Source organism: Streptomyces sp. PKU-EA00015 (assembly GCF_013387495.1).
GTDB lineage: Bacteria > Actinomycetota > Actinomycetes > Streptomycetales > Streptomycetaceae > Streptomyces.
The window spans coordinates 64,356-78,059 of sequence record NZ_JABZEE010000004.1; the positions used below are offsets into that span (position 1 = coordinate 64,356).

The window sequence follows — 13,704 nt, forward strand, 5'->3', positions numbered from 1 at the left end:
ACATGACGACATCACCTGCCGTTTCCGCTGCTCCTGCCGCTGCTACCGCTTCTGCCGCGGCCATCGCCGGCCCCGCTCCCGCCGCGGCCGTCGCCGGCCCCGCTCCCGCCGCGGCCGTCGCCGACGCCGCGGCGTATGCCGAAGCGGTCGAGACAGCGGCCAAGGCCGCCGCCGCGTACTACGGGACGGGGGAGAGCACTCTCGACGACGACACGTACGACCGCCTGGTGCGCGGCATCGCGGCCTGGGAGGCCGGCCACCCCGACGAGATCGCGGCCGGCTCTCCGACCGGCAAGGTCGCGGGCGGAGCCGTCACCGGAGATGTGCCGCATACGGTTCCCATGCTGTCCCTGGACAACGTGTTCTCGGCCGAGCAGCTCGTGGCCTGGACGGCATCGGTCGAGCGGCGGATCGGCAGGCCCGTCGAGGAGTGGAGCGTCGAGCCCAAGCTCGACGGCCTCGCCGTCGCCGCGCGGTACGAGGAGGGCAGGCTCATCCGGCTCGTCACCCGAGGTGACGGCACCGCCGGTGAGGACGTCTCGCACGCGATCGGCACCGTCGTCGGCCTCCCCGACCGGCTCTCCGAAGCCGTGACGCTGGAGATCCGCGGCGAGGTCCTCATGACGAACGACCAGTTCGAGCAGGCCAACACGGCCCGTACGGAGCACGGCGGAGCGCCCTTCGCCAACCCGCGCAACGGCGCGGCGGGGACCCTGCGCGCCAAGGACCGCCAGTACACGGTGGAGATGACGTTCTTCGGCTACGGGGCCCTGGCACTGCCCGCCACAGGACCGGAGTTCGCGGGCCGCCTGGCGCAGTGGTCGCACAGCCGGATCATGGGCTACGTCGCGGACCTCGGCGTGCACACCGCCGCCGGCACCGTGGTCGCGCCGCGGACGCTGAGGACGACCGAGGAGATCCAGGCCCGTATCGAGGAGATCGCCGCGGCGCGTCCGGACCTGCCCTTCGGCATCGACGGCATCGTCGTCAAGGCGGACCGCGCGGCCGACCAGGCCGCCGCGGGCTCCGGATCACGGGCGCCCCGCTGGGCCATCGCCTACAAGCTGCCCGCGGTGGAGAAGGTGACCACGCTGCTCGGCGTCGAGTGGAACGTCGGCCGCACCGGCATCATCGCGCCCCGCGCCGTGCTGGAGCCGGTGGAGATCGACGGCTCCACCGTCACGTACGCGACCCTGCACAACCCCGCCGACATCACCCGGCGTGACCTGCGCATCGGCGACCGCGTCATGGTCTACAAGGCGGGCGACATCATCCCCCGCATCGAAGCGCCCGTCGCCCATCTGCGCACAGGGGACGAGAAGGCCATCGCGTTCCCCGAGGTCTGCCCGCAGTGCGGGTCGGACATCGACACGTCCGAGCAGCGCTGGCGGTGCGTGCGCGGCAGGAACTGCCGGGTCGTCGCCTCCGTCTCCTACGCCGCCGGGCGCGACCAGCTCGACATCGAGGGACTCGGCGGCACCCGCGTCGTCCAGCTCGTCGACGCCGGTCTCGTCACCGACTTCGCGGACCTCTTCTCGCTCACCCGTGATCAGCTGCTGGAGCTGGACCGCATGGGCGAGACCAGCACCGACAATCTGCTCGCGGCCATCGCGACGGCCAAGTCCCGCCCTCTGTCACGGGTGTTCTGTGCCCTGGGCGTGCGGGGCACGGGCCGCTCCATGTCCCGGCGCATAGCCCGCCACTTCGCGACGATGGAGCACATACGGGCCGCAGACGCCGACGCCCTGCAACAGGTCGAGGGCATCGGCGTGGAGAAGGCGCGCACCGTCGTCGCCGAACTCGCCGAGCTGGCCCCGCTGATCGACCGGCTCACCGCCGCCGGCGTCAACATGACCGAGCCCGGCGCGACCCCGCCCACCGCACGGGCGGAGGCGGACGCGGAGGGCGGCGAGAGCGACGGCGCGGACCTCGGCGCCGCCGTGGAGGCGGGGCCCCTGGAGGGGCTGACGGTCGTCGTCACCGGCGCGATGACGGGCCCCCTGGAGGGGCTGACGGTCGTCGTCACCGGCGCGATGACGGGCCCCCTGGAGAAGCTGTCGCGCAACCAGATGAACGAGCTCGTCGAGCGCGCCGGAGGCAAGTCGTCCTCCAGTGTCTCCCCGCGCACCTCGCTCCTGGTCGCCGGGGCGGGCGCGGGCTCCAAGCGGGACAAGGCGGAGCAGCTCGGCACCCGGATCGCCACGCCGGACGAGTTCGCCGCCATGGTCGCCGGGTTCCTCGACGCGTGAGCCCGGGGGCTGCCAGGGGGCGTGTCATACTCGTACTATGAATGAGCCCCTTACCGTCACGGCTCGTGGTCCGGGCGGCAGGCGGTGCCGTGAGGTGGTACGGATCGTCCGGGCGACCGCGCGGGACGCCGGGCGGCTGACCCGTATGGTGCGCGGTTCCCGTGCCTACGAGGGGCATTACGCGGCCATGGTGGCCGGATACCGCGTCGGCCCCGACTACATCGAGTCGCACGAGGTTCATCTCGCGGTCGGTGACGAGGGTCGGCTGCTCGGCTTCTACGCCCTCGTCCTGTCGCCGCCCGAGCTGGACCTGATGTTCGTCGCCGACCACGCCCAGGGCCTCGGTATCGGACGGCTGCTCATCGCCCACATGAAGGACCGGGCCCGCGCGGCCGGCGTCCGATCCGTCCGCGTGGTGTCCCATCCGCCCGCCGAGGGCTTCTACCTGAGTGTGGGCGCCCGCCGGGCGGGCACGGTGCCGGCCGCGCCGCCGGCGGTGCTGTGGGACCGGCCGGAGCTGCTGTTCACGGTGGAGTGACCGCGTGCGCGGCCCGGATCACTCCAGGAGCCGCTCGCGCAGTCGCGTGATCACCTCCTCCTCGAGGCCGACGTGTCCGGTGACGTAGGAGCGCAGTGAGCCGTACGTGCCGGTCAGATCCGCGAGGAACAGCCGGATGACGTCCTCGGGAGCCCGGCCGTAACCGGGCCAGCGCAGCTCCCGCCCCGGGTGGGCGGCCCGCCAGTCCGCGATCAGCCGCCCGGTGGCCAGCTCGGTGAGCGCGAAGTCCGACGCGATGTCGTCGTCGCCGACGCCCAGCAGCCCGAGCAGCACGGCGGCGAGCAGTCCCGTGCGGTCCTTGCCGGAGGCGCAGTGGAAGACGAGCGGGCCCTCGTCGTCGGCGATGATCTCCAGTGCCCGGCGCAGTTCGTCCGTGCCGTCGAGGGCGACTTCGGCGAACCGGTCCGCCAGGTAGCGCCAGGGGTCCACCGCGGGGGAGATGTCCGCCTGGTCGTAGGGCCGGTGCTCCACGCTCAGGTTGTGGTAGGCGCCGACATCGCCGTGCGGGACGCGGCCCTTGGCGTCGATCTCCCACGGGTAGCGCAGATCGATCACGGTGCGTATGCCCAGGGAGCGGAAGCGTTCGCGGTCCGCGCCCGCCAACTTGCCGAGCGAGTCGGAGCGGTAGAGCAGGCGCCACTTGACGGTTCGGCCGTCGGCGGCCCGATAGCTGCCCAAGTCCCGGAAGTTGTGCAGCCGTTCGAAGGTCACATGTCTGTCCACGCCGTCACCTTATGATCACCGGCCGCCGCTCCGGGGGCGGACTGTGCAGGATGGGAGCGCTCCCGTACCAGGGGGCGGGTGCGGCTGTCCTCCCCGCTTCGTGAGGCCCGGCGTCATGATCCGGGCGTAATGTGACAAAAAGCGGGCCGGTCCCGCCGGCGCGCAGCAGTCAGGCCCGGTGGAAGGGAGCGGCCATGCCGAGCACCGAGACACAGCCTGTGACGGACCCGGCGAAGCAGGAGGCGTTCGCCGCGGAAGTGGTCGACGTGCTGAACAAGGGCGCACTCGCGCTTTTGGCCAGCGTCGGTCATCAGACGGGGCTCTTCGACACCCTGGCGGGGTTGCCTCCCTCGACCAGCGACGAGATCGCCGAGGCGGCGGGTCTCGACGAGCGGTACGTGCGCGAATGGCTCGGCGGCATGGTCGTCGGGGGCTTCGTCGAGTACGACCCCGGCGGGCACACGTACCGGCTGCCGCCCGAGCACGCGGCCTCGCTGGTCAGCGCGGCCGGACCGGACAACCTCGCCGGCATGATGCAGTACATCGCCCTGATGGGCGAGGTCGAGCAGCAGGTCGTGCGCTCCTTCCGCGAGGGCGGCGGCGTGCCGTACTCGGCGTACCCGCGCTTCCAGGCCCTCCAGGCGGAGGAGACCGCCCGCGTCTACGACCACGGCCTCGTCGACACCATCCTCCCGCTCGTTCCCGGCCTCACCGACCGGCTGACCTCCGGGATCGACGCGCTCGACGTGGGCACCGGTCAGGGGCACGCGCCGATCGTGATGGCCCGGGCGTTCCCGGCGAGCAGGTTCCACGGCCTCGACCTGTCCGAGGCCGGCATCGCCGCCGGACGCGCCGAGGCCGCCGAGCTGGGGCTCGGGAACGTGGAGTTCGTGCTCGGCGACTCGACGGAGGTCACCGGGCAGTACGACCTGATCACCGCGTTCGACGTGATCCACGATCTGGCGAAGCCCGCCCGCACGCTGGCGGTGATCGCGAAGTCGCTGCGCGAGGGCGGTACGTTCCTCATGGCGGACATCGCCGCTTCCAGCAGGCTGGAGAAGAACGTCGGCCATCCGTTCGGGCCCGCGCTCTTCGGCTTCAGCGTCTTCTACTGCATGACGACCTCGCTCGGCACCGGCGGAGCGGGCCTGGGCACGGTCTGGGGACAGGAGACGGCCGAACGCATGCTGACCGATGCCGGCTTCCGGTCCGTCGACGTGCGGTTCGTCGACGGCGATCCGCTGAACGTCTACTACATCGCCAGGACGAGCTGAACGGCAGGAGCCGAAGGGGCCGTTGTGGCCGCGAGGAACGGCTGCGGCGCGCGCCGCAGCCGTACGCGAAACCGGCTTCTGAGAGGCCGTCGAGGTGGCGGCCGGCGGTTCAGGCGCGGTCGACGAGTGCGGGCACGCCCGGCGACAGGGGCTGCTCCGTCCAGATCACCTTGCCGTCCGCGGTGTACCGCGTACCCCAGCGCTTCGCGAACTGGGCCACGAGAAACAGCCCCCGGCCCCCCTCGTCCGTGATCGCCGCCTGCCGCAGATGGGGCGAGGTGCTGCTGCGGTCCGCCACCTCGCAGATGAGGCTGCGGTCCCGGATCAGCCGTACCTGGATGGGGCCGTCGGCGTAGCGGATCGCGTTGGTCACCAGCTCACTGAGGATCAGTTCCGTGGTGAAGGCCTCCTCGCCGAGGTCCCATTCGGCCAGTTTCCGCGAGACCGCGGCCCGGACCCTCCGCACGGCGGCGGGCTCCGGCGGCACGTCCCACTGGGCCACCCGGTCCGACGTCAGGACGCGGGTACGCCCCACGAGCAGCGCGATGTCGTCGCGGGGGCGCTCGGGAACCAGCGCCGCGAGGACCACCTCGCAGGTCTCCTCGGGTGTCCGGCCGCCGTCCTGGTCCAGGGTGCGGCGCAGCAGCTCCAGGCCCTCGTCGATCTCACGCTCGCGGTCCTCGACGAGCCCGTCGGTGTAGAGGACCAGCCGGCTGCCCTCGGGCAGCCGCAGTTCCAGGGTCTCGAACGGCATGCCGCCCAGCCCCAGCGGCGGACCGCCCGGCACGTCGGCGAACTCGGCCGTTCCGTCCGGGAGGACGATCGCGGGCTGGAGATGGCCGGCCCGCGCGATGCTGCAGTTCCCGGAGACGGGATCGTAGATCGCGTAGATGCAGGTGGCCCCGGTGACCGAGGCGTCCACCCCGTCGTCCGTCTCGTCCTGGTCGATACGGGCCACCAGTTCGTCGAGGTGCCACAGCAGTTCGTCCGGCGGCAGGTCCAGACTGGAGAAGTTGTGCACCGCGGTGCGCAGCCGCCCCATCGTCGCCGCCGCGTGCAGTCCGTGGCCGACCACGTCCCCCACCACGAGCGCCACGCGCGCTCCCGGCAGCGGGATGATGTCGAACCAGTCGCCGCCCACCCCGCCGAGGCCACCGAGCCCGGCCTGTGCCGGCCGGTAGCGGTAGGCCATGTCCAGCGCGGTCTGTTCCGGCAGGCCCCGGGGGAGCAGGCTGCGCTGCAGCGTCACCGCCATGGTGTGCTCGCGCGAGTAGCGGCGTGCGTTGTCGACGCTCACCGCGGCACGCGCCACCAGCTCCTCCGCGAGCGACAGGTCCTCCTCCTCGAAGGGCTCCGGCGTCCCTGCCCGCCAGAACATCGCGACACCCAGCACCACACCCCGGGCCCGAAGCGGCACCGCGATCATCGAGTGCATCCCGTAGCCGACGAGTTGCGGCGCCCGCACCGGGTCCTGGCGCTGCCAGCCGGTGAAGGCGGACAGATCCGTCTCCAGGACCGCGTCGCCCTTGGAGAGTCCCGAACCCAGCGGCGTCGTGGGCAGGAAGCGGATCGCATGACCGAGCGGGTACAGAGCCGTCTCGTCGGGGCCGCTGAACGCCGTGCGCCGCATGTCCACGTCCACACCGGTGGCGGTCGGCTCCTCGCCGCGCAGCACGGCCTCCACCAGGTCGACGGTGGCGAAGTCGGCGAACCGGGCGGCGGCGAACTCGCACAACTCCTCACAGGTGCGCACCACGTCGAGCGTCGTGCCGATCTCCGTGCCCGCGTCGTACAGCAGCTTCAGCCGGCCCCGGGCCACATCGACCCGTCCGGTCAGCGCCTGGAGTTCCGTGGTGTCCCTGAACGTCGCGACCGTGCCCGGCGGCCCGCCCGCCTGGTCCGTCGAACGCTGGTTGACGGCGAGGAGGCGGTCGCCCACCGGGACGATCTCGTCGGTGGCGATGCGGCCGGACGCCAGGAGACGTGCGGTGCGCGGCTCGAGACCCAGGTCGCGGACCGGGGAGCCGTCCACGTCGGCCGGCAGGCCGAGCAGCCGGCGTGCCTCGTCGTTGGCCAGCAGCAGCCGGCCGTCCCCGCCCACGATGACGACCCCCTCGCGGACGGCGTGCAGGACGGCGTCGTGGTGTTCGTACATCCGGGTCATCTCGGCGGGCCCGAGGCCGTGGGTCTGGCGGCGCAGTCTGCGGGTGACCAGGGCGGTGCCGCCGGTCGTGAGCATCAGAACCCCCGCCGCGGAGCCGAACAGCAGGGGGAACTGGTCCTCCACGACGCCGCTGACGCGTGCGATCGTGATACCCGCGGACACCATGCCGACGACCTCGCCGTCACTCGACCTGATCGGGACGACGGCCTGGACGAGCGGGCCGATCGTCCCGGTGATCTTCTCGGTGACGACACCGCCGGCCAGGGCCGGAGCGTAGTTGCCGACGAATCTCTTGCCGATGCGGTCGGTGAAGGGGTGCGTGTAGCGGATGCCCTCGGTGTCGAGGACGACGATGAAGTCGACCTCCGAGCGTTTGCGGGCCTCCTCGGCCCGCGGCTGGAGCACGGCCGTCGGGTCCGGTCCGGTGAGGGCCTCGACGATGCCGGGCGCGTTCGCGAAGGTTTCGGCCACGGCGACGGACCGGTTGCGGGCCTCCCGTTCGCTGTCGGCGCGGGACTGGAGCACGAGAGCCGCCATGGCCGCGGCGACGAGCAACACCACGATCGCCACCTGCAGGAGAAAGACCTGACCTGCGACAGTTCGCATCCGCAGAACCGAGCGCGGGCGGCCGTAGCGTCCGGCCATATGCTCTTTCTACACCTCCCGCACAAGGTGGGCGAACCGCGCAGAGCAGAGTGAAGCGCCCGCGTTCAGGCGGCTGTGCCGCGGGTCGCTCAAGCATGCCAACCCGGCCGGTTGTGACCAAGGTCTTCGCACAACTCCGTGTGCAGGGGCCACCGCAGGGCCTGTTGGGGAGCGTCGTTGTGGGTGGTCGTGTCACGGTACGGAGTGCTTCGTCACTCCCGCTCCGTGACGAGGCGTGCCGCGGCCTGCCGGGCGTTCAGGGCGGCGTGCGGGTCACCGGTGATCCCGGCGGTCACCATCGCGCCTTCGGCGAGCAGCCGCAGATGCTCCGCGGTGTCGCCCGGCAGGCCGGCATCGCTCACCAGGCCCGTCAGGTAGTCCTTGAACGCCTGCTTGTGCGCCTTGACCCGGGCGGCGACCGAGGGTGACGTCGCGCCGAGTTCCCCGTAGCCGTTGATCCAGGCACAGCCGCGGAAGCCGGGCTCGCGGAACCATGCGTACAGCCAGTCGAAGACCGCCAGGATCCGCTCCCGGGGGTCCGCCGAGCGCTCGACGTGGGAGGCGAGCCCTTCCCGCCAGCGGAGGTCGCGACGCTCCAGGTAGGCGTCGACGAGCTGTTCCTTGTTGGGGAAGAGCTGGTAGAGGCGCTTGAGGGAGACGCAGGAGGCCGTGCGGATCGCGTCCATGCCGACCGCCTGTACGCCCCGGGAGTAGAACAGCTCCTCGGCCGCGTCCAGCGCCTGCTTCCTGGCCGTCGCGCTGTCCATGACGACTACCCCTCCTTGACCCGAGAACCATCGTTCTCTACGGTAGCAGCGCCGAGGGAGAACGCTCGTTCTCCGCCTGTGGGGCACCTGCTCGCACCGGCGCCGTGCCGATGGAGGAACCATGACCACCCGCCCCCCGCTGCCGCCCTTCACCGCCCAGACAGCGGCCATGAAGGTCCAGGCGGCCGAGGACGCCTGGAACACCCGCGACCCGCACCGCGTCGTGCTCGCCTACACACAGGACTCGGTCTGGCGCAACAGGGACGCCTTCGTCACCGGACGCGCGGCCATCACCGAGCTGCTGGCACAGAAGTGGGACCGCGAACGTGACTACGCGCTGCGCAAGGAGCTGTGGGCGTACGACGGCAACCGGATCGCCGTCCGCTTCCAGTACGAGAGCCGCGACGCCGGCGGCCAGTGGTGGCGGTCCTACGGAAACGAACTGTGGGAGTTCGACGCCGCCGGTCTGATGGCGCGCCGGGAGGCGAGCATCAACGACGTCGCCATCACCGAGGGGCAGCGGCGCATCTTCGGGCCGAGGCCGCCCGCCGAACACGGCGTGCCGTTCCCGCCGGCCTGAAAACCAGCGGACGCAGAGCCCCTACGCCAGCAGAATCTGCGGACTCGCCTCCTTCAGCTTCGCCTGAGCCCAGCGCGCCTGGCGCAGTGTGTCCGGGCGGCATGTGGCGGCGAGCCGCAGCAGATCCTGGTCGTCGAGCGCCTGCGCCGCCTGTGCGAGCATCTCCCAGTCGGCGGCCACCCCCGTCGCCTGAGTGCACACCTTCCGCAGGTCGCGCAGCATCAGCAGCTCGGCCTGCCCGTGGCGGCCCGCCAGTTCGCTCGCCCGCTCCCGTATCTTCGCCGCCGGCGAGATCTCACCCCGCCCGACGGGATCGAGCCGGGCGCCGTACGCCGGGGCCGTCTCGGCCAGTGCCCGTATGTGCCGGTGCGACCAGCCCGCCAGGTCACGGGCCATGTAGTAGACCTCATGGTCCGTGCGGTGACGCTCGGAGACCACCATCAGATGGTGCGCCAGGGCGTTCTCGTCGTGGTGGAGTTCGCGCAGCAGCAGTCCGATCCTCATGGCGTGGCCTCCTGGTCGTCGTCGCCGGCGGGAGGGCGTGCCTCCTCCGCCTCGGCCGCGGGCCCGCCGCGGGTGGGCGCGATGCCCTCGGTCAACGGGGCGGAGGCGGTGTTCGTCGGAACGGTCTGCGCACCGTCGCCCGCGCCGATGCGCCGGATCCTGGCCGCGGCCGTCTTGAACAGCGGTTGTTTGGACGCCGGGTCCCAGTCGGTCGGGGTCAGTTCGTTCGCCGCCCGTGGCGGCCGGCCGGCGCCGTGCCCGTCGCCGTCGTCCCAGTAGCCGTAGTGGAAGGGCAGGAACAGCACCCCCTCCCGGATCGCCGTGATCCGCGCCGTTGCCCGCACACTGCCGTGCGGGGTCGTCGCCTCCACGAGGTCGCCCTCGGCGACACCGGCGGCCTCCGCGTCGTGCCGGGACAGCTCGATCCACATCTTGGGCGCGGCCGCCTGGAGTTGGGGCGCGCGGGCGGTCTTGGTGCGGGTGTGGAAGTGGTACAGGGTCCGGCCCGTCGTCAGGAGGAGCGGATAGCCGTCCGAGGTCTGCTCGTGCGGCGGCAGGTACTCGGCCGCCTTGACCATGGCCTTGCCGGACGGATTGAGCGCGCGGTACTCGGGCTCCTCCAGCGGTGCGCCGGTGACGAGATCCCGGCCGTAGCTCTCGCAGGACGCGGGGTCGCTGAAGAACCGGCCGTCGGCGTAGAGCCGTTCGGTGCCGTCGGGACGCTCGTCGTCGCACGGCCACTGGATGCCACCGTGCTCGCGGAGCCGGTCGTAGGTGATGCCCGTGTAGTCGCACGGCCGCCCCCGGCTGCACTCCTGCCACGCCGCGAACGCCGACTCGGGACCGTCCCAGGGGATCAGGGGCCCGCCGTCCTTGTCCCGCAGATCCAGGCGGGCGGCGTAGTCGAGGAAGATGTCCAGGTCGGAGCGGGCGTCGCCGGGCGGATCGACCGCCTTCTCGGACAGATGCACCGTACGGTCGGCGTTGGTGAACGTGCCCGTCTTCTCGCCCCACGCGGCGGCCGGCAGCACGACGTCCGCCAGCTGGGCCGTCTCGGTCAGGAAGATGTCCTGCACGACCAGGAACAGCCGCTTGCGGCCCAGCACCCCGCGGATGCGGTGCAGTTCGGGCAGTGACACCGCCGGATTGGTGCCCGACACCCACAGCATGCGGATCGAGCCGTCCTCCACGTAACGCATGATCTGCATGGCGTGCGTGGGCGGCCCGTAGTGGGGGATGCGCTCCGGTGCGACGTTCCATATCCGGGCCAGCTCGGCGACGTGCTCGTCGTTGTTCCAGTTGCGGAAACCGGGCAGGTCGCCGTCGGCGCCGCACTCACGGGTGTTCTGGGCCGTCGGCTGGCCGTTCATCTGCAGCACCCCGCAGCCGCGCCGCCCGAGCATGCCGCGGATCAGATGCAGATTGTTGACCTGGACCGCGGCGGCCGTCGCCTGGTGGGACTGGTAGAACCCCTGCAGAACGGTGGACATCAGCCGCTCCGCACCGCCCAGCAGTTGTGCGGCACGCCGGATGTCGTCGGCCGGTACCCCGCAGATCTCGGCCGCCCGCTCGGGGGGATACTCCGCGACGCACCGCTGGAGGTCGTCGAAGCCGACCACGTGCGCGTCGATGTAGTCGCGGTCGATCCGGCCCGTCCGCACGATCACATGGAGCAGGGCGTTCATCAGGGCGACATTGGTGCCCGGCTTCGGCGCCAGGTGGATCGTCGCCGCCCGCGCGACCGGGGTCGGCCGGGGATCGACACAGACCAGCGCGGGCGGATGCGGCCCCGCCAGCCGGTCGAGGACCCGGCTCCACAGGACGGCCTGGCTCTCGGCCATGTTGTGTCCGAACAACGCGATCACGTCCGCGTGGTCGATGTCCGTGTACGAGCCGGGCTGGCCGTCGCAGCCGAACGACGACTTGAGCGCCTCGGCCGCCGTCGCCGTGCACAACCGGGTGTTGCCGTCCAGGTGGTTGGTGCCGATCCCGCCGCGGGCGATCAGGGAGAGCGCGTAGTACTCCTCCAGGAAGAGCTGCCCGCTGGTGTAGAACCCGATGGCCGAGGCGCCCTGTTCGTCCATGAGCCGGCGGGTGCGCGTGACGACACGCGACATCGCCGTCTCCCAGTCGCTCTCCACCAGCTCGCCGCCCTCCCGCACCAGCGGGCGGGTCAGCCGGTCCCGTGAGGCGTTCGCCTGCCAGGCGAAGAGGTCCTTGGGATCGAGCCGCCCGTGGTTGACCCGGTCGTCGGGCCGGCCGCGCACGCCCACGATCTCGCCCTCGCGGACGGCGAGGTACAGGGCGTCGCCGTTGGAGTGCATCACCGAGGCGCTGGGCACCCAGCGTTCCACGTCGTCGGCGCCGATCCCCTCGGCGAGGTGCGAGTCGACCCGCACCGGCCAGGTACCGCCGCGGTCGTAGGGCGTGCGGGTGCCCCAGGGCTCGGCGATGCGGTCCGTTCGTTTCATGAGCGCCTCCTCCGGCTCACGCCGCGAAAAACCCCTCCATGGCATCGGCCGGGGGCGGACGGCCGCCGGCCTCGGTCGCTCCGGCCGTCACCGTGCGGACGCCGGCGGACCCGCGGACGCCGCGGCCCGCAGGATGCCGATCACTTCCTCGTCGCCTACCTGGCCGAAGTCCTCGTACCACTGGCCGACCGAGTGGAACGCCTCCGGCGTGTACAGGCACACGAGGTCGTCGACCTCGGCCCTGAGCACGGCGGCGGGCTCCGTCGCGCAGACCGGCACCGCGAGCACGATCTCCGCGGGGTCCATGCCCCGCACGGCGCGCACCGCGGCCCGCGCGGTCACGCCCGTGGCCAGTCCGTCGTCGACGACGACTGCCGTGCGGTTGTGCAGGGCGGGTGCGGGCCGCTTGCCCCGGTAGAGATCCTCGCGCCGGTGCAGCTCCGTACGTTCCGCCGCGACCTGCGCGCCCAGGCGGTCGGCGGTCAGATCGAGCATGGCCATGGTCCGCGCGTCGTACAGCGGAGGGTCCTCGCCCGCCAGCGCACCGACCCCGAGCTCCGGATTGAACGGCGCACCGATCTTGCGGGCCACGACGACGTCGAGCGGTGCGCCGAGCGCCCGGGCGACCTCGTCCGCCACCGGCACCCCGCCGCGCGGCAGCGCCAGGACGAAGGGGGCGCGCAGCCGCTCCTCCCGCAGTCTCTCGACCAGCAGCGCCGCCAGTTCCCGTCCGGCTGCCCTGCGATCATGGAAACGCATGAGTGTGCCTCACTCCCGCCCGGCTCCCGGCTCGTCACCGGCTCCCGGTTCCTCGTCGGCGCCCAGCCGGTCGTCGGACGTGACGTGCATGGCCGCCTCCTCGGCGGAGGCCGCACCGCCGTCGATACCGACGTCACGGGCGACCACGTCGCTGGGCCTGCGCGGCGAGGGATCCTCGGCGGGAGCCAGCCGTCCGGCCCGTTCCTCACCGGCCAGTTCGTCCACCGGTTCACCGTCGCCGCCCACCTGGTCGCCGATGCCGTTGCCCTCGGGCGGAGCCACGTCCGGCGTCTCCTGGGCGAGGCGCTGGTCCAGCGTCTCGCCGGCCTGCTGCTCCTCGCCCGTGGTGCCGTACCGGCCGACGGCGAGGGGTCGCTCCGGCGGGGAGTAGCCCTCGGCCATCATGTCGTCCAGGTCGCGCTCGCCGATCACGTTCTGCATGTCGAGCTCATCGCTCGGGCGGTTCTGCGCGTCCGAGTGCGTGGGCTGGTACACGTCGTCGCCGCGGGCCTCGTCGTCCCGGGCCCGGTCGCCCTGTTCGGTGCTTTCGGACATGGCGCACTCCCTTCTCGGCCGGTCCCGGGCGCCGTCGTTCCCGTGCCCGGGACTCTCGGACGGATACGCGGGTCTTCGGAGGTCCCGCTGCCGGTCATGCCCTCACAGCAGCATGACGAGCGCGAACGCGAGGAAGAACGCCGCGCACAGGACCACCACGATGCCGATGATGAACAGCGGTCCCTTCGTCCAGCCGCGTGTGAGGTCTTCCCGCGGCCCGGCGCCGGAGCCGGCGCTCGTCTCCGCGGGCGGGGTCTCGCCCGGGGGCACTCCGCCTCCGGGTTCGAGACCTGGGGTGGTGCGTGGATCGGGGTCTGGGCTGTTGCTCTTCATACGGGGCGAGTGCCCGCAATCGCCCGGATCAACAGCCCGGATTCGGATCGCTCGCCGGAATCCTCGCCGCCTGTCGGTACCGGGTGTCCGCGCGAGTACGGCGGGTCCGGAGGGGTAACCG

12 protein-coding genes are annotated in these 13,704 nt (G+C 72.0%); 4 read left to right on the forward strand and 8 right to left on the reverse strand.

Annotated features, from left to right (window positions below):
• Positions 1 to 2 precede the first annotated feature (2 nt).
• Both ligA and HW130_RS04095 read left to right on the forward strand, forming a co-directional pair.
• On the forward strand, positions 3 to 2,249 hold the full coding sequence (gene ligA, locus HW130_RS04090; protein ID WP_177148000.1) for an NAD-dependent DNA ligase LigA: 2,247 nt from the start codon (positions 3 to 5) through the stop codon (positions 2,247 to 2,249).
• Between the two features lie 37 nt (positions 2,250 to 2,286).
• Positions 2,287 to 2,787: a GNAT family N-acetyltransferase gene (locus tag HW130_RS04095; RefSeq protein WP_177148001.1), complete on the forward strand. Its 501-nt coding sequence runs from the start codon at positions 2,287 to 2,289 to the stop codon at positions 2,785 to 2,787.
• Positions 2,788 to 2,805: 18 nt separating this feature from the next.
• Here the strand turns inward: HW130_RS04095 and HW130_RS04100 are convergent, their stop codons facing one another.
• Complete coding sequence (locus HW130_RS04100) at positions 2,806 to 3,531, reverse strand: tyrosine-protein phosphatase (RefSeq protein ID WP_177148002.1); 726 nt, start codon at positions 3,529 to 3,531, stop codon at positions 2,806 to 2,808.
• A 194-nt stretch (positions 3,532 to 3,725) separates the two neighbouring features.
• Between HW130_RS04100 and HW130_RS04105 the strand changes: the two genes are divergently transcribed.
• Positions 3,726 to 4,805 carry a class I SAM-dependent methyltransferase gene (locus tag HW130_RS04105; RefSeq protein WP_177148003.1) on the forward strand — a complete coding sequence of 360 codons (1,080 nt, stop codon included), beginning with the start codon at positions 3,726 to 3,728 and terminating at the stop codon, positions 4,803 to 4,805.
• A 109-nt stretch (positions 4,806 to 4,914) separates the two neighbouring features.
• On the opposite strand, the gene HW130_RS04110 is transcribed toward HW130_RS04105, so the two are convergent.
• On the reverse strand, positions 4,915 to 7,614 hold the full coding sequence (locus HW130_RS04110; RefSeq protein WP_177148004.1) for a SpoIIE family protein phosphatase/ATP-binding protein: 2,700 nt from the start codon (positions 7,612 to 7,614) through the stop codon (positions 4,915 to 4,917).
• Positions 7,615 to 7,826: 212 nt separating this feature from the next.
• A complete protein-coding gene (locus HW130_RS04115; protein WP_177148005.1) occupies positions 7,827 to 8,381 on the reverse strand; it encodes a TetR/AcrR family transcriptional regulator in 555 nt (184 codons plus the stop codon).
• A gap of 121 nt (positions 8,382 to 8,502) precedes the next feature.
• Between HW130_RS04115 and HW130_RS04120 the strand changes: the two genes are divergently transcribed.
• Positions 8,503 to 8,961, forward strand: coding sequence for a nuclear transport factor 2 family protein (locus HW130_RS04120; RefSeq protein WP_177148006.1), 459 nt, complete (start codon positions 8,503 to 8,505; stop codon positions 8,959 to 8,961).
• 21 nt (positions 8,962 to 8,982) lie between these two features.
• On the opposite strand, the gene HW130_RS04125 is transcribed toward HW130_RS04120, so the two are convergent.
• The 5 genes from HW130_RS04125 to HW130_RS04145 all read right to left on the reverse strand — a co-directional run bounded on the left by HW130_RS04125 (position 8,983) and on the right by HW130_RS04145 (position 13,583).
• Positions 8,983 to 9,465, reverse strand: a complete 483-nt coding sequence (locus HW130_RS04125; RefSeq protein WP_177148007.1) for a hypothetical protein — start codon at positions 9,463 to 9,465, stop codon at positions 8,983 to 8,985.
• Positions 9,462 to 11,936, reverse strand: coding sequence for a molybdopterin oxidoreductase family protein (locus HW130_RS04130; protein ID WP_177148008.1), 2,475 nt, complete (start codon positions 11,934 to 11,936; stop codon positions 9,462 to 9,464). The genes HW130_RS04125 and HW130_RS04130 overlap by 4 nt, the downstream gene beginning before the upstream one ends.
• Before the next feature lie 87 nt (positions 11,937 to 12,023).
• A complete protein-coding gene (locus tag HW130_RS04135; RefSeq protein ID WP_177148009.1) occupies positions 12,024 to 12,695 on the reverse strand; it encodes a phosphoribosyltransferase in 672 nt (223 codons plus the stop codon).
• Positions 12,696 to 12,704: 9 nt separating this feature from the next.
• The gene (locus HW130_RS04140) at positions 12,705 to 13,250 is read right to left on the reverse strand and encodes a DUF5709 domain-containing protein (protein WP_177148010.1); all 546 of its coding nucleotides are present in this window, start codon (positions 13,248 to 13,250) and stop codon (positions 12,705 to 12,707) included.
• Between the two features lie 102 nt (positions 13,251 to 13,352).
• The gene (locus HW130_RS04145; protein ID WP_177148011.1) at positions 13,353 to 13,583 is read right to left on the reverse strand and encodes a DUF6480 family protein; all 231 of its coding nucleotides are present in this window, start codon (positions 13,581 to 13,583) and stop codon (positions 13,353 to 13,355) included.
• Between the last annotated feature and the right edge of the window lie 121 nt (positions 13,584 to 13,704).